This is a genomic window from Clostridium sp. Marseille-Q7071 (assembly GCF_965112025.1).
The window spans coordinates 1,163,816-1,188,329 of the sequence record NZ_CBCOPR010000001.1; the positions used below are offsets into that span (position 1 = coordinate 1,163,816).

The following is a 24,514-nucleotide window of genomic DNA, read 5'->3' on the forward strand; positions in this document are numbered from 1 at the left end:
AAACTGTGGTAATATTAAATAAAGGAACGTTTTTATTTATATTTTTAGTATTAATATAAATCATGCCATAGGTTATATTACTGTGAAAATTGATATAACATTTTGATAGGGTTAAACGTTCCTTTTATATATGATACTTTTTTATAAAAAATAAAAATTATGCTTAAATCTTAAGATTTATTTAAGATTCAATATCCAATTGACAGCTTTCAGAACATTTTCAGCAATATAATCAGCTTCATAATTAATCCATGTATCTCTAAATTTTGTTAAGCTTCCTTTACCAGCACCTGTTAATACCAGGATTCCTTTTGTTCCTATTTTATTTGATAAAATAATATCCGACATCCCCATGTCTCCTACTACAAAGCTATTTTTTAAATCAATGTTAAAATCTTGAACAGCCATATCAATTAATCCCGTTAATGGCTTTTTACAATTACACTTGTCTTCTCGAGTATGTGGACAGCAGTAAACTCCATCAATATATGCACCTCCTTCTTTTAATCTTTTCTTTAAAAAACTTACTTTATTATCAAAGTATTCTTGCGAAAGATATCCTCTTGATATATTACTTTGATTTGTTATAATAATGGTAAGAATACCATTTTTATTCAATTTTTTTATAGCTTCAATCGAAAAAGGATAGAAATCAAAATTTCTAATATCATCTACACCTGTTCCACCTAAAGTGCCTTGCATATCTAAAAATACTGCTTTATTTAAAATATCCATATTTATAAATTTCCTTTACATTTTTTCAAAATAGTATATAGAATAAAATTATAGTGAAATTTTTACATATGCCTTTAATAATATTTTACTACCATAGATTAGAAAATAGATATATTTATATATTAATTAAATGCTCTTTGCTTAAATTTGTCTATAAATCTTTATACAAAATAAAGAACTTCATTTTAAGGTGATAACTTCAATTTCAAGGACATATAGTGGCTACAAAAATAATTTTTCGTAGTCACTATATGGCTTTTTTATTTTGCAAGATATTTTATTATTATTACTTAGACACAAGGAAAAATATATTTTAATGTTGAAGTGAAAGAAATAATTATAAATATGTGTAATGAAATGAAAGTTTTCTCGTATTAACATATGAAATTAGGTACCTAAAGAAAATATGAGAGGAGGGTTTAAAAAGATGAAGCAACTCGAGTTGGATAATATTTTATATAAAGAAGAAATTAAAGAAGATTTGTATGAAGAAGAATTTGCTCATATTTTTAAACTGTATTATAAGAGAATTTATAACTATATATATTATCGGGTTAATAGTGAGTATGTAACAGAGGATCTAACAAGCCAAGTTTTTGAAAAGATAATGATTAACATAGATATGTATTCTGAAAATAAATCACCCTTTGAAGTATGGGTTTTTGCTATAGCTAGAAATATAGTAAATGATTATTTTAGAAGTTTGAAAAAACATAAAGTATTTTCTCTAGATAGTATTAAAGATTTAGTAGCAAGAGAAAAGACACCTGAAGATATGGTTCTTACAGCAGAGGCTAATAATAAACTTTCAAAGGCGCTAAACACTTTAAATACAAGAGAAAGAAATATTGTGGCGCTTAAGTTTGGTGCCAATTTAAAAAATAAAGAAATAGCAGAAATAGTAGAAATTACAGAAAGCAATGTTGGGGTAATACTTTATAGAACCATGAAGAAGTTGAAAAAGAAGTTGGAAAGAGAGGAGTAAATATGAGCAAGAAAAGTATTGAAGATAAATTTTCTATAGAAATAGATGCCTATTTTAATGGTATAGAAAAGAAGAGTAAATCAGATTATGAAGAATACAATGAACTTTTAGAATTAGGTAAGATTTTAGCAGATAAAGATTTCAGTAAAGAGCGCAATAAAGAAGCGGTGTTTAAGAAGACACTTGAAAATATAAATCAGTATAAAGGAGAAAATATTATTATGAAATCAAAAAGAAATAAGTTATATAAAAGATTAGCAGGGGTAGGAATTGCATGTATTGTAACTATTACTTTATCACAAACATCCTTTGCACAAAGTTTTGTAGAAAAAATAATAAAATCCATATCTTTAGAACATGTTAAATTTGTAGAGAATGAAGATCATAAGTTAGAAGTAGAATCTATGCCTGTTCCAGGGAAGTTAAAGGGAAAACTGTTTGATAAGGATGGAAACTTGATAGAAATATTTACAAAAGAAATGAAAAAATTTTATACAGCTGATGGTGAAGAAATCGATGATTTTGATATGAAAACTGGTGCAATAACAACTGTATCACAAGCAAAAGAAAAGGTATTAGAAGTTAAAGATACTAATGAATTAAATAAATACACTTGTTTTAATGTTATTCTTCCTAGTTACTTACCAGAGGGATATAAATTTGATAGAGCAGAATTTTTTAAAGGCAAGACAGGAGTTGTAAAAGACAGTAAATATATTACTATATATTTTACTAATGAAAAAACAGGAAAAAATATATATATGCAGCAAAGATTTGCTTGTGAGGAAACTAGAACTGTATCTAATGGTAGTAATATAGAAAAAATAAAAATTAATGGAGCAGATGCCATATTATCTGATGGTGTAAGATCTGGTAGTAAAGGACTTGATTGGGAAGCTAATGGAGTTATATATGGTATTAGTAGTAGAGGAATTACAAGGGATGAATTAATAAAGTTTGCAGAATCAATCAAATAATTATATTTTAAAAATAGGTTGTTATCATTTGATAATAACCTATTTTTTGTATTTAATAAACATTTTATAATTAAAGATATGTGATATTAAAAACATTAAATGCTAAAATAGTACTAGAAAGTATTAGTTATTAATCCATTATAGGGAAGTAAATACAGTATTTCAAAAATATAAAATAATAGATTAATGAGGGGAATTTTGATGTATAAGATATTTATTGTTGAGGACAATTTAAGACTTAGGACTTTGATTAAAGATGAATTAATTAAATATGATTATGAGGTAGTTGAAAGCGATGACTTTAAAAATATTGTAGAACATATAGAAAGAGAGAATCCAGATTTAATTCTTTTGGATATAAATTTACCATATTATGATGGGTTTTATCTGTGCAGAACTTTAAGAAGAAAAAGCAATGTGCCAATAATTATAATATCATCAAGGGATACAGCTATGGATCAAGTTATGGGACTTGAATTAGGGGCAGATGATTATATTACCAAACCTTTTATTATGGATGTTCTCATTGCAAAGATAAAATCATTACTTAGAAGAATTGAAAATGAACACTATAATAAAGAAATTGTAAAAGAAAATAATATACCCAATTTATATTTAGATGAAGATAATTTGATATTATGTTTCAATGAGAAGTGTATTGAGCTTACAAAAAATGAGTTTAAAATAGTGAAAATTCTTCTTGATAACAATAGGGTAGTGAGAAGAGAGGAATTGTTATCTGAACTTTGGGAAGATAGTATTTTTGTAGATGATAATACTTTAACTGTGAATGTTACAAGGGTTAAAAATAGACTAAAAGAACTAGGACTTAATAATGTTATAAAGACCAAAAGGGGAGTTGGATACAAATTTGATATAGATAAAATTAACTGTAGTAGAAAGTGTGAAGAATTTGAATAGGAAAAGAATAAATAATTTTTTAAAGGACAAGCTACTATCTATAATAATATTGCTTTGCAATACACTTTTTATATTTTTATTTTATTATAGTACAGTGGATAAAATAGAAATTTTATATCCTATGATTATAACAATTTTTTTGATTATAATTTATTTAGTAATAGAGTGGTATAGATATTACAAGTTCAATTTTCAATTAGAAAGATTTATAGAAGATTCTAGTCATAAAGTGGTTTTGTCAACCTGTGAGCAAAAGGAGATTTATAAAGTAATTAATAAAATTCATAATAATTACATAGGACAATTAGAGGATGTTGCTATAGAAAATAATAGGAAAAGCAAATTTTTAGCTCAACTAATTCATAATTTAAAAACGCCAGTAACAATAATAGATTTAATACTACAGAAGCAAAAGGATGGGAAATTAAGGGCAGAGGATATTAATTCTTTAAAACAGGAAAATATGGTTATATATGATGGATTACAAAATGTATTAAACTTAATTAGATTAGATGAATTCTCTAAAGACTATGTACCTACTTCTGTAGATTTAGTAGGAACTATTAATAATATAATTAAAAAGAATAAGAATTTTTTTATTTATAATAATGTATTTCCCAAAATAGAAATAGAAGAAAAAGATATTTTTGTATTGTCAGATAAAAAGTGGAATGAATTTATTATAGAACAGATTATATCTAATGGAATAAAATATTCTACATCTAAAAAATCACCTAAATATATTACATTAAAAATTGAGGAAGAAGAAGAATTTGTAATACTTAAAATAGTTGATGAAGGTATTGGAATACCTGATTATGATATGGATAGGATTTTTGACGCTTTTTTTACTGGAGAAAACGGTCGTATATATAAAAATTCTACAGGTATTGGACTATATATGTGCGGAATTGTGGCTGAAAAGCTTAATCAGAAGATAACCATTGAATCAAAAGTTGGCGTTGGCACTGTGGTCAGTATAAGATATAGGCGTAAGGTAAATGTAAGATAAATTTAACCTCTTTCGATTTCTCCATATGTTTATTAGCACTAAAATTAAACTGATAAGGGGAATGGTACTATGATTATACTTGAAGCAAATAAAGTTAAAAAAATATATGGAGGAGATAAAAACACAAAAAAGACAGAGGCATTACAAGGTATAGATATTAAATTAAATAAAGGAGAATTTACTGCTATTATGGGTCCTTCAGGTAGTGGAAAAACAACATTACTTAATGTTTTAAGTGGTATGAGTATGCCAACATCAGGGACTGTTAATTTCTTAGGAAAAAATTTAAATACATTTTCTAGTGATGAACTCACAAAATTCAGAAGAAAAACTATGGGATTCATTTTTCAAGATTTTAATTTAATGGATAGTTTGACTTTAAGAGAAAATATTTTACTGCCAATGGTGCTAGAAAAAAGATCTATAAAAGATATGGAGGAAATTTCTAAGAATATTATAGAAACTATTGGACTGGAAAAAGTTATGGACAAATATCCGTATAATGTATCTGGAGGGGAGATGCAAAGAACTGCTATGGCTAGAGCATTAGTTAATAATCCAGATATTATATTTGCAGACGAACCAACAGGAAATTTGGATTCTAAGTCTTCTAATTTGGTTATGAGATGCTTTCAGGAAATCAATGAAAAAAATAACAGCACAATTCTTATGGTAACCCATGATGCATTTGCAGCAAGTTTTTGTAGAAAAGTTATTTTTATAAAAGATGGAAATATACACTCTGAGATAGTCAAAAAGGGGAGTAAAAAAGACTTCTTTTATGAAATACTAGACTTTATGGCCGTTCTTGGAGGTGAAGCTAGTGACTTTTAAGGACGTAGTATATAAAAATTTTAGGTATAACATAAAAAAATATTTATCCTTATTTTTATGTAACAGTTTTACTATAATGGTTTTGTTTATGATGTTAGATTTAAATTATAATGAGGAGTTTATACAATATATTAAAAATGACATATCTATGACGTCGGTGGTATGGTTAGCAATACTAGTGGTATCACTGTTTGCAGTATTTTTTATCATATATGCTCAAACATATTTTATAAAATCTAGAAGCAAGGAATTTGGTCTTTTCATTACAGTTGGCATGAGCAAATGGGAATTAAATAAGTTAGTATTAATTGAAAATATACTTATTGCTATATTGTCTTTAATGATGGGATTAATTTCAGGTAGTATTTTCACTAGGCTTTTCTTTTTAGTAATAGTTAAAGTCTCTAAATTTGATAAGATAAGTCACCACTTTAATATTAAAAGTTATGCAAATACTTCAATACTGTTTTTATTAATATTTATAGTGGTTTTAGTTATTTTAATAATTTCTATGAATAGATTAGAACCAACGGAAATTATGAAAGAAGGACGTAAAGGTGACAAGGTTATAAAGTATAATCCAGTGATATTTTTATTAGGAATTTTTTTTGTAATTACAGCTATTTTAATTGTATTTTATACAATGGGTGATTCAGATCAGAACATAATTCCATACTTGCCATTATCTATAGTCTGCTCCTTAATAGGACTATATTTTATTATATCTCAGGTTGGAAGTGGAGTATTACATTTTTTAAAAAAGAATAAAAAAACATATCATAACCATTTATTATTTAACAACGAAATGCATCATAAATTTAATAAAAATAAAGGAATTATATTTTCATGCAGCATTTTAATTGGAGTTACTATATTTGGATTGGGCATTTTTTATGCAATGGGCAAAATATCTGTATGGTCAGTGGATGAAATGTACCCATATAATATAAGTTATAGCGAGGTTTTAGGAATAAATAATGTATCTACAGAAAAGATTAATAATATCATTAATGAAAGTAAAACCCCAATAGTTGATAATATGAAATTATCATTTTTATTGTATAACACTGAATCACTGATTACTGAAGAAAAAGATTTATCTAGTGGACATAATAATGTAGCTTTAGTATCAGAAAAAGAGCTTAACAAATGTGTTTTTAATAATGTAGTTAAAGATTTTTACCAAGACTCTTCTTTAAAAGATATTCAATTGAAGAAGGGTGAAGTAATTATAGCTAATTTAAGCTACAATAGAGAATTACAAGATTGTAGTTTGGATACAACTATTTCATTAGAAAATGATAAAAATACTTTAAAATTTAAGATTAAAGATATTGTAGTTGATAATGTGTACTATCTTAAGTTTCCAATGTCCAATTATATAATTATTTTAAATGATGAAGATTACAATGAGATAAAAAATACTATAGATAAAAAATATATTGGTGAATTTAACATGCTGGGATTTAAAGAATGGAGAAGAACTGGTGACATAGTAGAAAAGATTAAGGTAGAGCTTCAGGATCAAAACTCTAAGCTGCCTGAAGGATTAAAAGAAGAATACTCTAAATATAGTGAGCATTTTTCTCTATTTTCAAATATTGAAATATACAAAAATAGAGTTGAAGGTGGGAATTTTTCTAATTTCTTAGCAGTATTTATTAGTTTTCTATTTTTCATTGCATCATCTGTAATAATTTATTTTAAATTGTATACAGAGATGGAAGAAGAAAAGGTAAAATATAATAAATTGTATAGGATTGGGATGAGAGAAGAAGAGTTTAAAAATATAATTTATAACCAACTTAAAGTAATATTTTTTTCACCATTAATTTTTGGGGGAATTATAGCTTATCTATATTTGTTTACATCATTTAAAATAATGAATATTCCTATAGAGCTATATGTTAACTGTAGCTATATATTTATAGCATATTTATTATTTCAGATAATATATTATTTTATAGTAAGCAGAAAATATGTAAATAATATTATTGATAATTTAAGTGGAGCTTATAAATAAAAGCTAAGTAATTCTAAGCTTTGTTTATATATTATAGTAAAACATATAAAAATTAACTTATAAATCTAATCTATTATTATGTTTGAATTTTTGAAAATTCAAACATAATAATAGAGAAAGATGCTTTATGTTCTATTAATTTTAAAATTTATTATTTATAAAAGAAGATTAAGGTCTTATAAGTATTTTTATAACATCTTCTGTTCTTTTATCAAAAATATTATAAGCTCTATCTATTTGATCTAAGCTTAATCTATGGGTAATTAATGGCTTAACATCTATCTTTCTAGAGGCTATTAAATTTAAAAGGTCAGAAGCTAGATTTAAATCTCCAAGACCCATTGTTATATTAAGGTTTTTACAGAAAATTTCTGATAATGGAAAAAGTATATCTGCCCCTATACCAATAAGAGAAACTCTACCGCCAATTCCAGCACATTCTACAGCTTGTTGAATAGCTATCTCTGAACCAGAAGCTTCTATTACTACATCCGCTCCCTTACCTGCTGTAAGTTCATATACTTGCTTTAAAACATCACTTTTTGATGCATTTATTATATGAGTAGCACCTATTTCTTTTGCTTTATTCATTCTAAATAAGTCTTTTCTGCCTACTAAAATTATTTTATTTGGGTTATATAGTTTTGAAGTTAAAATACTACTTAACCCTATAGGACCAGCTCCCATTATAACAACGTTATCTCCAGGTTTTATATTTGTTCTTTTTACAGCTGAATAAGAGGTCGATAGTATGTCGAAAACCATTACAGCTTCTTCATCGTCTATATTATCAGGTACATGTTTTAAACACATATCTGCAAATGGAACTCTAACATATTCTGCATGTACTCCATCAAGATTTTTACTTCCATGAACATTTAAAGAAGAGCCCTTTACACAATGAGAAAAATTGCCTTTTAAACAATTTTCACACACTCTACAAAATGGAGCAGGAGGACCAATAACTCTATCATTAGGCTTAAAGTTCTTAACAGAGCTTCCTACTTGTTCAATTATACCAACATATTCATGTCCTAAAATAAAGCCTGGCTCTGAAGGGATAACCCCCTTTACTATATGAACATCGCTTCCACATAGAGATGTAAGAGATACTTTGACTATTACGTCAGTATCATTTACAATGGTTGGTTTTTCAACTTCCCTCAATTCAATCTTGTTAAAATCAGAAAAATAAAAAGCTTTCATAAAAATACCTCCCCTGAAATAACTCATTATAAGTACATTTTAATACATAAATCACGAAAAATTAACCAAATTTTACACATTTATAAAAATATTTAGGCATATGAGAGAAAATAACAGACCAAAGATATTAGTATATTTTTTATCAGACAAGAAGTTAGGTCCTGCTCATAGTGGCGCTATGTGTAGGTTCTAACGACATAGTATGATGAAAAATAGGCTAATATACTGGTCTATTATTTTTTGAAGATGCCTAAATTAATCACCTCGGGGAACAGTTAAGGAATTGAGAATTGATGATAGACAATTGACGATCATGATGAAAATCAACTCTTAATAATTGATTTCTTTAATGATTTTTAACTCACAATTTTATTAGTAGTCTCTAAGAATTTATATGTTAGCTGAAAGAGAAATTTAATAACTTTATATTGTAAATATTTATCTGTGCAGTAAATTTCTATTAAACTTTTTTACGTTTTGTGTTAAAATCTTATGGTACTTAATTATTACGCAATAAAATTTACTTTATATGTATTTCGATTTGCTTCTTATGTCTTAAAGTGGAGTTTTTATGATTGTACATAATAGCTTGCTATGGTAATATTTTCTCTTTTATATACTTAATATAAAAGTTGAAATAAAAATTATACAAATATATTTAAAGGAGATGAACTAAAGATGAAAAAATTTTTAGGGAAATTATTTGAAATTATAGTTATAGTTTTATTTTTATTGATGTCTACTAAAATATTTAGAGTGGTTAATGCTACTATTGAACTCTCTGGGAGAACTTCAGTAGAAGCTGAAAATTATAGTGAGTATTGTAATATAGTAAAACAAGCTGTAAATAATTATGACAGCTCTATAGCTATAAAGATTAAAGATTTTGATAAAAAAACATACGATGTTGATTCCATGAACAACATATTGAAAGCTAACGAATTAGAGACTCTTAATTCCAATGTAAAAGAATATACAATTACTAAATATGATACATTTAATACTGTTTTAAAAATTGATTTTAAATATGTAGATAGTGTGGAGGAATTAAAGAGAAAAGAAAAATTAGTAAATGAAAAAGTTCAGGAGATAGTTAAAAATACAATTACTAATGAAATGGGGGAGTATGAAAAAGAAAAGGCGCTATATGATTATCTAGTCAATAATTGTGAATATGATATGGATACCTTTAATTCCGGGGTATGGGACAAAAATAATGATGAATATAGTGCGTTAATTAATGGACTTAGTATGTGCAAAGGATATGCTCAGGCTATGAATAGGCTTTTAAAAGCTGCTAATATAGAGTCAAAGATCGTTATTGGAGATATTATTGATGCAGAAGAACCAGATAAGGAAAAACTTGGACATGCATGGAACATAGTTAAAATAAACGGTAAAAATTATCACATAGACGCTACTTGGGATTCTACATATACACATATGTATAATGAAACTTCAGGTTATTTCTTTAATCTGTCAGATGAAGAAATAGAAAGTACTCGTACATGGGAAAGAAAATCTTATCCTGTATGTAATACTTTACAATAATATATAGGAATTATAGAAATCATCTTAAAAGTTTATATTTTTTAATGAAAAATAAAGAGTATACAACTAATAATTACATATTTATAAGTACTGTCATAAAATTATACTTTTATGACAGTACTTATTTTTTGCCCTAAAAGAAGTAGCATATAGAAATATTAAATGTTAAAATACTATTTATTATTACATAATATTCACATAATTCTAAATTATAGAAAATGCCATGTAAAGAAATTAAAAAATTATTAGATACACTAAATATTTTAAGGGGAAGGAAAGTTGATATGAGAGTAAAGTATTTAATAAATGAAAGCTTTGATGCTGATGAAGTTTTAAATATCTTTAATAGTTTTAATTGGAAAAGAGAAAAAGAACAAATATATAGTGCTTTTAAAAATTCTTATTATATTTTGGTATACAACAATGAAAATTTAATTGGATTTGGAAGAGCTGTATCTGACTATTATTGTTATACTAGCATACATGACATTTTAGTATTAAAGGAATTTCAAAATAAAGGAATTGGAACAAATATAATGAATATGCTAATAGAAAAATTTTCAAATACAAATATCTATCTCACATATACGCCAGATAAAGATGTATTTTATAAGAAATTTAACTTCGAAAAAATAAATAATGCTATGCGACTAAAATGTAAATAATTGACACATTACTATTTTGTGAGAAATATAATTAAAAACTTACTATAAAAAATTTTAAATAAAAATAAAAGATATTGCATTATAACAGTGATGTTTACGTGTATTTAAAATAAGACATATGTTTTATGTAGGGGTGAACAGTGTTCGCTAGAAAATGTTGTACAGACAGTTGATATTTTGACTAGTTATTTAAACTTTTATCCACATTGTTGATAAAAACAAATCAATAATGTGGATATTTATTTTTAAATTTATATAAATTATTTAATTACAAGATTTAGATTATCCAATGAATGGATTAGACTTGTTAGAGTAAATGGCATAAGAGAACTATTGAAAGAATTAATAGAGCAAGGGACGACCACTTTATTAGTTAGTCATATGATATAGTTTCATTAGAAGATTTTTTGATGGAAATAATGATAGAGAGTCAATTAGGATGTAATATTTTAGAACATCTAGAAATAGAAAAATTTACTTAATATTAAAAGGAATAAGAAATAAATGAGGTGATTTTATGAGCGATCGTATTCCATGCTTAACAGAGGAATGTAAAGGAACAATTCTACAATCTACCTATGATAAGACAGGTGGATATTGTATGCCCTGTGTTATAGCTAGAGAAAAAAGGAATATGAAGAATATATAAGAAAAAATGTTATAATATACTTACTCATATAAATGATAATTTTTATGTAGATGTACTATCTGTCGCTAAAGCTACCAGTAAAAATAAAACTGCTATTGAGATAAACAATTTTCATAAAAACCCCAATATAAAAAGTATCAAAGAGATGATCAAAATAGAAAACTTGAAATTTTCTGTAGGAAGCGATGCACATAGACCAAAAGATGTAGGTAATTTTACTATGGCACTAAAGAAAATAGAAGTGTGTGAGATATTGAAAGAAAATATATTGAATACAGTTATAAATTGAATAAACATATTCAAAAAAGTATAAATGAACATGTTTATTTAGGTTTTAATATATTCATTTATAAATAAACATATTCATTTATATAGTAAATGAATATGTTTATTTTATTTTGGATATATTTATGGTAGAATTTCATTAAGGGTATGAAAGGAAAATAATGAGTAAAAGATTGTTTTTTTATATGCTTACTACTTTAATTAGGAAGGTGAAATAGTGAAATCATTTGAAATAGATAGATTAAAAAATATGGCAGTTCCATTAAAAATAGTTAGATTGATATCATTAATAAATGAATATAAAGGTAAAGAGCAGCTATATATAAAGCAAAGTCCACAGCTATTAAATACACTAAAAGAGGTTTCAATAATACAAAGTGCAGAGTCATCTAATAGGATAGAAGGTATATATACTAGTGGTAAAAGATTAAAAGAAATAATGAATAATAATATTACTCCAAAGGATAGAAGTGAGGGGGAAATTGCAGGGTATAGGGACGTTTTAAATACCATTCATAATGGATATGATGCCATACCTTTAACTGAAGGGGTCATACTTCAACTTCATAGAGATTTATACAAATACACTTTTGGAAGTAGAGGAATATGGAAAACACAAGATAATATAATAGAAGAAATTCTATCAGACGGAAGTAAATATATAAGATTTAAACCTGTTGACGCTTTTAATACACCAATATATATGAGAGAATTATGTGAAAGATATAAAGATGAAATATTAAAAGGCGAAGTAGATGACTTAATACTTATAAGCTCCTTTGCATTAGACTTTTTATGTATACATCCTTTTAATGATGGTAATGGAAGAATGGCTAGATTGCTTACCTTATTACTACTATATAAAAGTGGATATCATGTAGGGCAATTTATAAGTTTAGAAAAGATAATTGAGGAATCAAAGGAAAGTTATTATGATACTTTAAATAAATCATCTATGCTTTGGCATGAAGGAAATCATAATGAATTTATATGGATGGAATATTTTTTAGGGACTATATTAGCGGCATATAGAGAATTTGAGAACAGAGTTGGAGTTGTAGAAAATATAAAAGGAAGTAAGTCTAATAGAGTGGAAAAAGTTATTGAAAATACTCTGGGATATTTTACTAAAGAGGACGTAAGGAAGAAGTGTCCAGATATTGCTGAATCTACGCTAAATAGAGTGTTCAGCAATTTGAAAGAAGAAGGATTAATTGAATTAGTTGGAAAAGGAAGAAATGCTAAATGGAGAAAGTTAAAATAAGTACTTTTAAATTAATAAAAAATTCTTAAAATTATAAAATGGTAATTGATTTATGGTAAGTAATATATTACAATATAATTATTGGAAATGAAAGGAGAATTGATGATGAGTATGTTGTTATAATTCTAGTAAATAAAAAATCTAGTAATAAAATTATGGCAGGACTTTTATAACCTTTTTTAAAATAGGTTTGTTTGCTATGGATTTTAAGATTTTAATTATATAGATGAACAACATCAATTACAATTCTTTAATTTTCATTCATATTAAAATAAGTTATATAAAGGGTTAATTGTCACTTAGATTAATACTAAATATTATGAATTACAAAGCTAATTTTATAGAATTTAGCTATTAGAGGATAATGATTTATTAACTTTAGCTTATTTAATAATAATTTGAAATTAGAGCTGTGTTGTTTTTGATAACATAGCTTTTTATTTTAAATAAGGCGTTTACTATAAATAACCAGTCAAAGATGTGCGATATTTTGTACAATAATGACCAGTTAATTTTAAAGACGTTTAAGTATATATGTCAATTGTAAGTTGCCATAGCTATTAATCCTATAAAAGATAAATAAGTTTACTTTATAAGTATTTTTTAATAGTTGGTAATAAAATTTTAAAGTACAAAATTAAATTTAATTATATAGTATATAGTATTTCTACTATATACCTATACCATCATCATGGGGGAATAGATTTAAAGCTTATAGGTTTAACTATGGTGAAAAAAATTGTACTTTTAACATTACAGTAGATATATGTAATATGAATTTTAAAGGATGTAGATGAATAGTGTGTTCATCTGCATCCTTAATTTTTTTATTACATTTAAAAACTCGTAGGAATGGTTTTTAAGCGCTTATAACTTATAATCTGGGAGGGGAAATATGAAAATTCAAAGAAAAGAAAAAATAGACTTAGTAGAATTAAATGAATTACTAAGTACTATGGGATGGGGAATAAAAGATTTAGATAAGCTAGAGAATTCTTTGAAATTATCTTGGCGGTGGATAACAGCTCGTGATGACAATGGTAAATTAATTGGGTTTGTCCAAATACTTTCCGATGGTATTAAACATGCATATATTTTAAGATTATTAGTTCATAAAGAATATCAAGGACAAGGAATAGGAACTAAAATTGTTGAGAATATGATGGAATTACTTAATGAAAATAAATTAAATCCAGTTTTAATAACAAAACCATCAGAAGAGTCCTTTTACAATAAGTTTGGATTTGATAGAAATAGCAATGGTTTTATATCAATGTTTAGATGGGAATAGATAAAGAGAGGGAGAAAGATTATGGATATTAAAAATAGAATGATAAAAAATTTAGATAGGATAATAAATGAATATGTAGAGAAAGAATCCATTCCAGGACTAGCAGTAGGAGTAGTTTATGATAATGAGATTCTTTACACAAAAGGATTTGGAGTGAAGAATGTTGATACAGAAGAACCAGTTGATGAAAAGTCACTTTTTCACATGGCATCAGTTTCAAAAACTTTTGTGGCTACAGGAATAATGCAACTAGTAGAAAAGGGCAAGATTAAATTGGATTCACATTTAACAGAATATCTGCCGTACTTTCAGCTTAAAGATGATAGATATAAGAATATAACTATAAGACAATTATTGAGTCATATGTCAGGAATGCCAGATGTTGATGATTATGGATGGGATAAGCCTCAATATGATGAAGATGCTCTAGAGAAGTATGTTAAAAGTATTAAAAATGAAGAATTAATGTGGGAGCCAGGAGAAAAATTTGCTTATAGTAATATTGCTTTTGAGATTCTAGGAGATGTTATTGCAAAGGTTTCAGGATTATCTTTTGAAGAATATGTGAAAGTAAATATTTTAGAAGTTCTTCAAATGAAAGAAAGTGACTTTTTTAACCCTAATGTTTCAAGAGTATTGCTTGCAACGCCCCATATTCTTGGAGTTGAAAATGGATATGGCGGAGTAGTAAGTGAGATATTTCCTTATAATCGTGCTCATGGTCCAAGTTCTACCTTATGTTCAAATGTAACAGAAATGTGTAACTATGCTATTGCTAATATGAATGGGGGATGTTTTGGAGAAGAGAGGATATTAAAAACTCATAGTTATTCAGAACTTTGGCATAATCATGGTTCTACAGGTTGGGGTGGATACACTTCAGAAGTTGGATTAGCATGGTTTTTAGGAGAATATAAAGGAAATAAGATGAGATCTCACAGTGGTTTAGATACAGGATTTAGAAGCAATTTTATTATCTTACCTGAAAGGGGTATATCTATAGTTATTATGACTAATTCAGATTATATTGGACTTAAACTTATTTGCACAGCTATTTTAGACATACTTTTAGGAGAAGAAGTTCAATATGTAAAGCAATCTCTTGCACACCATATGGCAAAAAAATTGTTTGATAATAATTTTGAAGTAGCATTAAAAGAATATTACTTAATAAAAGAAAATTCATTTGATAAATATAATTTTATTGAGGATGAATTTAAATTTGTTGCTTATGAATTAGTGGAGAGGGGAAAAGTAAAAGAGGCTATTGAAGTTATGAAAATCTCCACTGAAATATCTCCAGAATCATCAAATCTTTATTATAATCTTGGTAAAATGTATTTACTTCATGGAGATAAAAAACTTGCCTTAGAAAGTTATAAAAAATCAATGGAACTAGATCCCAATAATATAAAGGTTAAAAAGAAAGTAGAAGAATTAATTAAAGAAATTTAGTAAAAATGGGGGCTATATATGGAAGATATAAAATTAGTAGAATATAATAACTCTTACGCAAAATCCATAGCAGATATGTGGAGAAGAAGCACTGAAGGATGGAACGGGAATAATGGTACAGAAACAGAAGAGAGTATTTTAAAAGAACATGAAAGCATCACAGATATAAATACTTATTTAGCATTAAAGGGGGAAGAGGTAGTAGGATATTGCGGTTTTTCTAAATATCAGTATGATGATAACACCCTTTATATAAGACTTTTAAATGTAAGATATGATCTTCACGGGATGGGTATTGGAAGGGCTTTGGTATGCAAATGTGTAGAGAGGACTACAGAGCTAGGATGGCCAAGAGTTGATCTTTTTACATGGCCGGGAAATACAAAATCTCTTCCTCTTTATAAAAGATGTGGATTTTTTTTAGAAAAGAGAGATGATACCACACATTTGATGAATTTTATCCCAAAAGTATTAAATACGGAAGCATTTAAAGAATATTTTAAAAATGTAAATTGGTATAGAGATTTAAAGAGAACTATAGATATGGAACCAGATGGCATAGAAGAAGATGGATTCACCTATTATGAGTATAGTTGGGAAAAAGAAGGAAAAGAATTAAAAGTTCAATTTGAAAATAAAAGCCGAGGCATTAGATTAGTTGACGCAGAAGATTACTTAATTAAGGCTTATGTGGAGGAACAAAAGCTTATATTTGGAGAGAAGTATAAGATTAAATATGAAGTTTTAAATAAATCTAAAACCCCTTTAAATATTAAAATTAAGGGTTTAGATGATAAAAATATAAAGTATTCATTTAATGGTGAATTTGAAGTTTTAGATAGAGAAATTATTGAAGGGGAATTTGTGGTTGAGGAACCTAAAGAAAAGGTGGCCTCATTAAATACTTATCCATCTGTTATATCAGAAGTTTTAATAAATGGAAAGAGTGTAGAATTTAGAATTGGTATAGATTCGCAATATCCAGCAGATATATCTCTAAAAGTTCCAACAGGAGAATGCTATAAAAATGTTAATTCATCTTTATATTTAGATATAAAAAATAACTATCAAAAAGATGTTACCTTTGAAATTAAGCTTAGAGATAATGAGTCTATTAAGTTTATAAATAAAGAAATAAATATAAATATGAAGGCAAATGAGAAAAAGTCTTTAAAGCTTCAATATATATTAAATAACTTTAATTTCTATAATGAATTGATTGAAGTGAAGGCTAAATTTCCAGATGGAAAAGAAGTGGTGTTTACAAAAGCATTAGTTGCTCCTTTTAAGGGTAGAGAAGGAAGATTTGGTGGCAAAACAGAAGATTTTTATATGATTGCAAATGGACCTTATTCATTAAAATTAGATGAAGAAAATAGTATATCAATAGAAGCTTTTGGAATATATGATTTGGATTTTGAACTATACTATCCAATGTTAGGAAGACCTTTTTCTGAAGAATTTTCTAATGGTAAACCTAATAATATAGAGCATTATGAAGAAAAAGATAAGATAGTTTTAAAAATAACGTATATATCTGAAATCTTTAAAAATATAAGAGTAGAATCTATATTAAAGCTTTCTCAAAATGGAATAGTAGAATATCATTACGAGATATATAATGATGGAGACGCTGAAATAGCTAGTGACATTTTCTTATGCAACAATTTATTTATGAAATTAACTAATGGTATTTTGCCAATAAAAAATAAATTTGTTCAAATTATAGACCCAAGAGCTATGTGGGCAGAAATTTTTAATCTTGATGATTTAACAGAAAATTGGATATATGCTAGAGGCACAGGAGAAAACATAGGAATATGCTGGCATAAAGATTTGAAAATTAAATCAAATGGGTGGAAGATTGCCTTTGAGCATAATCTTGGGAAGATGAAAGCTTGTGAGAAAAAGGTAACAAAGCCTGTGTTTATGGTGTTGAACACCTTTAAAGATTGGAAAGACTTTAGAAATTTTGCTCTAGAAGAAAGTAATGCTGAGAATTTACATTTTAATAACAATTTTGAAATGATTATAAACGAAGGTAATCCTTTTGTAGAAGAAAAGTTTGCTGTTAGTGTTAAGCAATATCAAAACTATGGGTTAGACGGAGAATATTCAATAATTTCCGGCTATAACAATTTTGAAAAATACAGCAAAAGCATAAATGAAGAAGATAAAATCTTTGAAACAAAACTTGAAGCTTCTTTAAAAAATGATATTGATAGAGATATTTTGAAATTAGAGGCAGATTCTAAAAGTATGTATTCAGAAGAATATAAAATGGTATTTAAAGTTAAAGATGCTTTCTGTGAATCAAAAATAATTGAAGAACAGGGGCATAAAGTTCACTCTGTGAATAATGGTGTTATGGAAATTAAAGCATGCGAGACTTTTAGCCACGTATTATATTCTTTAAAATACAATAATCATGATTTTCTTGAGAGTTCATTCCCAACACCAGTACCAAAATCATGGTTTAATCCTTGGTTTGGAGGCATAGGAACAATGCCAGAAGATTTAAGTTTTAGATCAGTATTAAAAGAAAATATTAAAGCAGATTTTGTTACTATTGAAGATAATTTCAAAAATAAATGGCAGGGTATTAAAGTAAAACTTCATATAAAAAATCATGAGAAGTTTAAGGGCTTAGTAATAAATCAATATTATTTAATGCTACCTGGAGTGCCAGTATTATGTCATACAGCGGAAATAGTACAAAATACAGGTAATTTTATGAGTCTTGAACCCTTTGAGAGCTTTACATTCTTCAATTTTGATGAGAATCTTAAAAATAATTGGCTTAAGTTAAAGAATATAAAAGGAGGCTTTGATAAGTATAAAGTAGGAGTAGAAGATATGGATATTCCAACTACTTCTTCAATACTATATGGAAGTAATGATATAAAGGATAAAATTCAACTTTATTTAAATCATAATGAAGCAAAATGTCTTGGATCTATAAATACAAATGATACTACTGCTTTAATATCAAGACATATAACCATGGAAGAAGGTATAGCAAAATTTACTTCTCCAGACTTTTATATATTTACTGAGGATTATATAGAAGATGAACTTCTAAAAGATTTAAAAAATATAAGATTCTAAGCTTGTAATAATAGGGGACGATTCTTAAAATTTTTAGGAATTATAAAAATTTGAGAACTGTTTCTATAAAGAAAGTAGGACTTATGAGATTTGAAAAATAGTCAAAGGGAATAAATAAGTATCTAAGTTTTATTTGTATAAAGCTTAGATACTTAAAAAAGGAAAATTTAAAATGAATATAACAATTAAACAATTACAAAAAGAATTATTTATAGATACAGCAAAGATGATAACGGAACTTATGAACTATCATAGAAAATTAAATAATGCACCAAAGGAGTTTTGGACTGATGATGAGGAATCTATTGAAACTCTTAAAGAATGGCAAGCAACAGGAACAATATACAATGTGTTTAAAGATGAAGAAACAGTAGGATTTTTTTATATAAGATTTGGCGGACAAAATGCTGCTTGGTTAGAAGACTTATATATATCAGAAGAATTTAGAGGACAAGGTATAGGAAAAAAAGCTATGACAGCTTTAGATAATCTTATGGAAGAGAAAAAAATAACAGCTATGTTTGTTAGTGTAATTCCAAGAAACATAGCTGCAATTAAGCTTTATAGAGATTGTGGTTTTGATCATTTAAATATGATTGAACTTAGAAAGAATTATGATAAGAGATTAAATAAAAATGAAGAAATAGATATTTTAGGGTTTCAATTTAAAAAGTATTAGAAAAGAGTGGAAGATATTTAAGAAGTTTGTATATAGATAAATAAGGGACGGTTCATTAATTTATTATATTTAATTTATAATAAATTTAGCGAACCGTCCTTTTAATCTTAATAATTTCATTTATGAAGATATTAGATTAAATATTATTTTAGTAAAAAGGATAATTTGATTTAGAAGATGAATTAATTAATATGATAATATAATTTGTGTTGTATAAACTAAAAAATGTTAAAGGATTGTTATGATATGAAAAATAAAACTATTCTTGTAGTTGAAGATGATATTATGCTTAATAATGGCATATGCTTTAATTTAAGAGAAGATGGATTTAACTGTGAATCTGTATTTTCATTAAAGGATGCATATGATAAGCTAAGCTCATATAAAATAGACATGATAATATTAGATGTTAATTTACCTGATGGAAATGGTTTTGAACTTTGTAAAAAAATAAGACAAACTGCAAATACTCCTATAATATTTTTAACTGCTTGTGATATGGAAATTGATATAGTTACAGGCTTTAAACTTGGTGGCGATGATTATATAACTAAACCATTTAGTTTAATGATATTACGTGAAAGAATTTTAGCTTTGTTTAGACGCTGCAAATCAATAGACACCAAGTCTAATATAGTAATTATAGATAATTTGGAATTTAATTTTGATAAAATGACTGTATCTAAATCAGGAAATAATATAATATTAACACCCACAGAATACAAATTACTTAAAGTATTGGTAGAAGCTAAGGGGCAGATTTTGACAAGAGGAGTATTACTGGAGAAGTTATGGGATAAAGACTCTAATTTTGTAGATGAACATGCATTAACCGTCAATATAAATAGGCTAAGAGCTAAGATAGAAGAAAATCCTTCTAATCCTCAATATATTAAGACGGTTTATGGTATGGGATATATATGGGCGGAGGGTTAATAATGAAATATAAAAATAAGGTTTCAATAAAAACAACTTATATTATATTTAGCTCTATATTTACATTGTTATGTATTATACTTTTATTCTTATCAATTATATCTAGTAATAATATTATAGCTTTACATCCCGAAGTAACTGAACAGATTTATTCATTTTTACTTTTACAAATAATATTTATAATTTTATTTTTCCTTGTAGCAATTGGATTTATTGGAGTTATAAGATTAAAAGTAGTTGAATTCTCTGACAAAATATGTACTGTTATTGATAATGCAATTTCACAAAATAGAAAATGCCCATTAAATGTAGTTGACGAAACTCTACTGTCTAAAATAGAAAGCAAACTAAAGCAACTAATTAATATCATAGATAATGAAAGAAAACACTTTTTTAATGAAAAGGATAATGTCAAAAGCCTTATATCAGACATATCTCATCAAATAAAAACACCACTTGCGAATATTTTAATGTATAATTCAACATTGATTGAAAGAGAACTTACGAAAGAACAACGAAAAGAGTTCTTAAAAAATATGAAAACTCAGATTACAAAACTTCAATGGTTAATGGAGTCTTTAATAAAAATGTCACGACTTGAAACAGGAATGATATCTTTAAATTCATCTATATATTCTATTGACGAAACAATTGCACAAGCATTAAGTGGAATATATTTAAAAGCTCAGCAAAAGAATATCAATATCTCTGTGGAGTGTAGAAATAATATAAGACTTCCTCATGATAAGAAATGGACAAGTGAGGCAATATTTAATATATTAGAAAATGCATTAAAATATACATCTAATGGTGGAAATATTGATATCAAAGTAAATCCTTGGGATATGTTCACCAAAATTGATATTACAGATAGTGGTATAGGTATAGATGAGTGTGAAATAAACAATATCTTTAAGCGGTTTTATAGGGGAACAAATGTACAAGAAATAGAAGGTGCTGGCATTGGATTATATATCACAAGAGAGATTATAAGTCGCCAAAATGGATACATAAAGGTGAAATCAGAAAAAGGTGTAGGATCAAATTTTTCTATATTTCTTCTTAATTAGATAAATACTCGTCAGATATTTAATATCTGACGAGTATTTAATTTTAAGGAATAAAATATTTTTATTAGAATGTGAGGTGATTTTAACACACTGTGTTTATAAAATTCTCTAATATAAAGTGTTAATAAAACTTTATGTTTTTATATGAGGAAAAACATTTAATTGTGTCTAATAGTTATTTCATATATCCAAATATAACAAAATTGTGAGGTTTCTGAGAGGAGTTCGTTACATTTATGTGATAACTTAGAGTTAGGCATTTGAAAAAAAGTTAATATGATGACTTATTTCATATTATATTGCAATGATACCTTAAAGTAATTGAAATTAGTGAGGGGATGAGTTAAATGAGTATATTAGTTGCTTCCAATTTAAAAAAATATTATGGAAAAGAGTCTAATATAGTAAAGGCATTAGATGGTGTAGATATAGAAATTAATAAAGGTGAGTTTATAGCTATTGTAGGGACATCTGGTTCTGGTAAAAGCACTTTGTTACATATGATGGGTGGACTTGATCATCCTACAGAGGGGAAAGTTTTTATTGATGATAATGATATATTTACAATGAATGAAGAAGAACTTACAGTGTTTAGGAGAAGAAATATAGGCTTTGTATTTCAAAACTATAATCTTGTTCCTATTCTCAATGTTTATGAAAATATTATACTTCCAATAGAACTTGATGGGAATAAAATTGATATAGACTATGTAAGTTTGATTATCGATACCTTAGGGCTTAATGATAAAATAGATAATTTACCCAATAATTTATCAGGAGGCCAGCAGCAAAGAGTTGCCATAGCAAGGGCACTATCTACCAAGCCATCAATTATTTTAGCTGATGAGCCTACAGGAAATCTTGATAGCAAAACCAGTCAAGAGGTGTTAATGCTTTTAAAAAGTACTAGTGAAAAATTTAATCAAACCATTATTATGATTACACATAATGAAGAAATTGCACAGATGGCAGATAGAGTTATACGAATTGAAGATGGCAAAATTGTAAGAAGCAAAGGCGGCGGTGATTATGTTTCAAAATAATAATCAAAAAATAGTAAATAAAATTGCTATGAGAAGCTTTAAAGCAAATAGACTACGAAACATTTTCACAATACTTGCCATTATACTTACTACAGTGTTAATTACCAGTGTTTTTACTATGGGAATAAGTTTAATGGAGTCTTTTAAACAATCAGAATTGCGAATGTATGGACATTATGCTCATGGAAACTTTAAATTATTAACTACAGAACAGTATGAAAAAATAAAAAAGCATCCTTTAGTTAAAGAATATGGGATGGGAATAATGGTTTCTAATGCAGATAATAATGTATTTATGAAAAAACCTTGTGAAATATGGTATCTGGATAAAAATAATGCAAAATACAGATTTTCTACACCTACAATAGGTAAACTACCAGAAAAAGAAAATGAAATTGCTATGGAAACTTGGGTATTAGATATGCTTGAAGTTCCTCATAAATTAGGTTCTACTGTAAACTTAGAGTATAAAATTAAGGGTAAACAATATAAAAAGGAATTTGAATTATCTGGTTTTTGGGAAGGCAATAAAAATCTAGCTATTGCTGGAACTGCGATAGTATCAATGGATTTTATTAATAAAAATTTATCTCATATTAATCAAATGGAATCTATAAAGAATAATGATTATACAGGACTTATTTCAATGGGTGTAATGTTTGATAGTGAAGTAGGCATAGATAATAAAATGAATCAAATTGTGACAGATATGGGATATGAGGCAAAAAGAGGATACCCGCCTAAATATATAAATTATGGAGAGCATCCAGCCTATTATTCTAGAAATTTAACAGATATTACAGTATTATTACCTTATATGGCAATAATATTACTTGTAATGTTTAGCGGATATCTACTTATATATAATATATTTTATATATCTGTAGTGAGAGATACAAGGTTTTATGGATTATTAAAAACTGTTGGGACAACATCAAAACAATTAAAAAAGATTATTACAAAACAAGGATTACTGCTTTCTGTAATAGGAATTCCTTTAGGTATAATTATAGGCTACTTCACAGGTGGAATAGCCACTAGATTATCTACAAAGACTTTGATTTTGGAGTGTTATGTAATATCTAAAAATCCATCAATATTTATAGGTTCTGCAATATTTTCATTAATTACTGTATTGATTAGTTGTAGAAAACCACGGAAAGTTGCATCTAAAATCTCTCCTATAGAAGCTGTAAAATATACAGGAGTAATTAACTCAAGTAAGAAGATAGTTAAAAATAATTCAAAAGGCGTAAAGCTTCATAAGATGGCTTTTTTAAATATATTTAGAAATAAGAAAAAGGTTTTTATAGTTTTAATATCATTGTCTCTAAGTATGGTTGTTTTTAATTTTTTTTATAGTTTAATTGCAGGATATAATGTTGAAAAAAGCTTATAGAGTATATCCATTCAGATTTTGTTGTGGCAGATTCTAGTATATATAATCAATATAATGCTAGCGACATGAACTATATACCTGAGGATATATATAGCAAGATTAAGAAGATGGGTAATATTGAAGATTTAAACAGAGTATATTATGAACATATACAAAGTACTTTAAGTAATATAGAGAAAGAGTTTATTGAAAAAAATAAAAATAATGAAAAGATAGAACATTATGAGGCTATGGAAGAATTGATTGAACATAACACAATAAATAAAGATGTGTTTGGAATTGAGATTAATGGAGTAGATGTATTTACTGATGATTTAGTCAAAAGTACCATATTGATAAAGAAAGTTTGCAACAGGTGAGTTTTGCCTAATAGGGGAGCATTTTTATCCATATTATGACGCAGGTGACAAAATAACTATTAAAACT

General features: G+C 26.7%; 22 protein-coding genes. 20 read left to right on the forward strand and 2 right to left on the reverse strand.

What is annotated here, in order from left to right:
• Window positions 1-177 precede the first annotated feature (177 nt).
• Complete coding sequence (locus ACWPW7_RS05560; protein ID WP_454052677.1) at window positions 178-735, reverse strand: D-glycero-alpha-D-manno-heptose-1,7-bisphosphate 7-phosphatase; 558 nt, start codon at window positions 733-735, stop codon at window positions 178-180.
• A gap of 427 nt (window positions 736-1,162) precedes the next feature.
• On the opposite strand from ACWPW7_RS05560, the gene ACWPW7_RS05565 reads away from it, so the two are divergent.
• The 6 genes from ACWPW7_RS05565 (at window position 1,163) to ACWPW7_RS05590 (ending at window position 7,487) form a co-directional block, all read left to right on the forward strand.
• On the forward strand, window positions 1,163-1,720 hold the full coding sequence (locus ACWPW7_RS05565) for a sigma-70 family RNA polymerase sigma factor (RefSeq protein WP_454052678.1): 558 nt from the start codon (window positions 1,163-1,165) through the stop codon (window positions 1,718-1,720).
• 2 nt (window positions 1,721-1,722) lie between these two features.
• Window positions 1,723-2,697, forward strand: coding sequence for a DUF4367 domain-containing protein (locus ACWPW7_RS05570; RefSeq protein ID WP_454052679.1), 975 nt, complete (start codon window positions 1,723-1,725; stop codon window positions 2,695-2,697).
• Window positions 2,698-2,898: 201 nt separating this feature from the next.
• Window positions 2,899-3,618 (forward strand): response regulator transcription factor, encoded by a 720-nt coding sequence (locus tag ACWPW7_RS05575; RefSeq protein WP_454052680.1) that lies wholly within the window; start codon window positions 2,899-2,901, stop codon window positions 3,616-3,618.
• Between the two features lie 121 nt (window positions 3,619-3,739).
• Window positions 3,740-4,630: a sensor histidine kinase gene (locus ACWPW7_RS05580; RefSeq protein WP_454052681.1), complete on the forward strand. Its 891-nt coding sequence runs from the start codon at window positions 3,740-3,742 to the stop codon at window positions 4,628-4,630.
• Window positions 4,631-4,699: 69 nt separating this feature from the next.
• Window positions 4,700-5,464: an ABC transporter ATP-binding protein gene (locus tag ACWPW7_RS05585; RefSeq protein ID WP_454052682.1), complete on the forward strand. Its 765-nt coding sequence runs from the start codon at window positions 4,700-4,702 to the stop codon at window positions 5,462-5,464.
• Window positions 5,454-7,487 (forward strand): FtsX-like permease family protein, encoded by a 2,034-nt coding sequence (locus ACWPW7_RS05590; protein WP_454052683.1) that lies wholly within the window; start codon window positions 5,454-5,456, stop codon window positions 7,485-7,487. The genes ACWPW7_RS05585 and ACWPW7_RS05590 overlap by 11 nt, the downstream gene beginning before the upstream one ends.
• Window positions 7,488-7,655: 168 nt before the next feature.
• On the opposite strand, the gene ACWPW7_RS05595 is transcribed toward ACWPW7_RS05590, so the two are convergent.
• The gene (locus ACWPW7_RS05595) at window positions 7,656-8,693 is read right to left on the reverse strand and encodes a zinc-dependent alcohol dehydrogenase (protein ID WP_454052684.1); all 1,038 of its coding nucleotides are present in this window, start codon (window positions 8,691-8,693) and stop codon (window positions 7,656-7,658) included.
• A 678-nt stretch (window positions 8,694-9,371) separates the two neighbouring features.
• Between ACWPW7_RS05595 and ACWPW7_RS05600 the strand changes: the two genes are divergently transcribed.
• From ACWPW7_RS05600 to ACWPW7_RS05665, 14 genes are all read left to right on the forward strand, one after another.
• Entirely contained in the window at window positions 9,372-10,244 is an 873-nt protein-coding gene (locus tag ACWPW7_RS05600) for a transglutaminase domain-containing protein (RefSeq protein WP_454052685.1), read from the forward strand.
• Between the two features lie 284 nt (window positions 10,245-10,528).
• The gene (locus ACWPW7_RS05605; protein WP_454052686.1) at window positions 10,529-10,909 is read left to right on the forward strand and encodes a GNAT family N-acetyltransferase; all 381 of its coding nucleotides are present in this window, start codon (window positions 10,529-10,531) and stop codon (window positions 10,907-10,909) included.
• A 517-nt stretch (window positions 10,910-11,426) separates the two neighbouring features.
• Entirely contained in the window at window positions 11,427-11,558 is a 132-nt protein-coding gene (locus ACWPW7_RS05610) for a hypothetical protein (RefSeq protein WP_454052687.1), read from the forward strand.
• Window positions 11,559-11,721: 163 nt separating this feature from the next.
• A complete protein-coding gene (locus tag ACWPW7_RS05615) occupies window positions 11,722-11,847 on the forward strand; it encodes a hypothetical protein (protein WP_454052688.1) in 126 nt (41 codons plus the stop codon).
• Between the two features lie 213 nt (window positions 11,848-12,060).
• Complete coding sequence (locus ACWPW7_RS05620) at window positions 12,061-13,107, forward strand: Fic family protein (RefSeq protein ID WP_454052689.1); 1,047 nt, start codon at window positions 12,061-12,063, stop codon at window positions 13,105-13,107.
• A gap of 895 nt (window positions 13,108-14,002) precedes the next feature.
• Complete coding sequence (locus ACWPW7_RS05625; protein ID WP_454052690.1) at window positions 14,003-14,398, forward strand: GNAT family N-acetyltransferase; 396 nt, start codon at window positions 14,003-14,005, stop codon at window positions 14,396-14,398.
• A 21-nt stretch (window positions 14,399-14,419) separates the two neighbouring features.
• A complete protein-coding gene (locus ACWPW7_RS05630; protein ID WP_454052691.1) occupies window positions 14,420-15,853 on the forward strand; it encodes a serine hydrolase in 1,434 nt (477 codons plus the stop codon).
• An 18-nt stretch (window positions 15,854-15,871) separates the two neighbouring features.
• Window positions 15,872-18,961 (forward strand): GNAT family N-acetyltransferase, encoded by a 3,090-nt coding sequence (locus ACWPW7_RS05635; protein WP_454052692.1) that lies wholly within the window; start codon window positions 15,872-15,874, stop codon window positions 18,959-18,961.
• Window positions 18,962-19,133: 172 nt separating this feature from the next.
• Window positions 19,134-19,640, forward strand: coding sequence for a GNAT family N-acetyltransferase (locus ACWPW7_RS05640; protein ID WP_454052693.1), 507 nt, complete (start codon window positions 19,134-19,136; stop codon window positions 19,638-19,640).
• A gap of 246 nt (window positions 19,641-19,886) precedes the next feature.
• On the forward strand, window positions 19,887-20,576 hold the full coding sequence (locus tag ACWPW7_RS05645; protein WP_454052694.1) for a response regulator transcription factor: 690 nt from the start codon (window positions 19,887-19,889) through the stop codon (window positions 20,574-20,576).
• A 2-nt stretch (window positions 20,577-20,578) separates the two neighbouring features.
• On the forward strand, window positions 20,579-21,646 hold the full coding sequence (locus ACWPW7_RS05650) for a sensor histidine kinase (protein ID WP_454052695.1): 1,068 nt from the start codon (window positions 20,579-20,581) through the stop codon (window positions 21,644-21,646).
• A gap of 347 nt (window positions 21,647-21,993) precedes the next feature.
• Window positions 21,994-22,689: an ABC transporter ATP-binding protein gene (locus ACWPW7_RS05655; RefSeq protein WP_454052696.1), complete on the forward strand. Its 696-nt coding sequence runs from the start codon at window positions 21,994-21,996 to the stop codon at window positions 22,687-22,689.
• Window positions 22,676-24,088, forward strand: coding sequence for an ABC transporter permease (locus ACWPW7_RS05660; protein ID WP_454052697.1), 1,413 nt, complete (start codon window positions 22,676-22,678; stop codon window positions 24,086-24,088). The genes ACWPW7_RS05655 and ACWPW7_RS05660 overlap by 14 nt, the downstream gene beginning before the upstream one ends.
• 23 nt (window positions 24,089-24,111) lie before the next feature.
• Entirely contained in the window at window positions 24,112-24,447 is a 336-nt protein-coding gene (locus tag ACWPW7_RS05665; RefSeq protein ID WP_454052698.1) for a hypothetical protein, read from the forward strand.
• Window positions 24,448-24,514 lie beyond the last annotated feature (67 nt).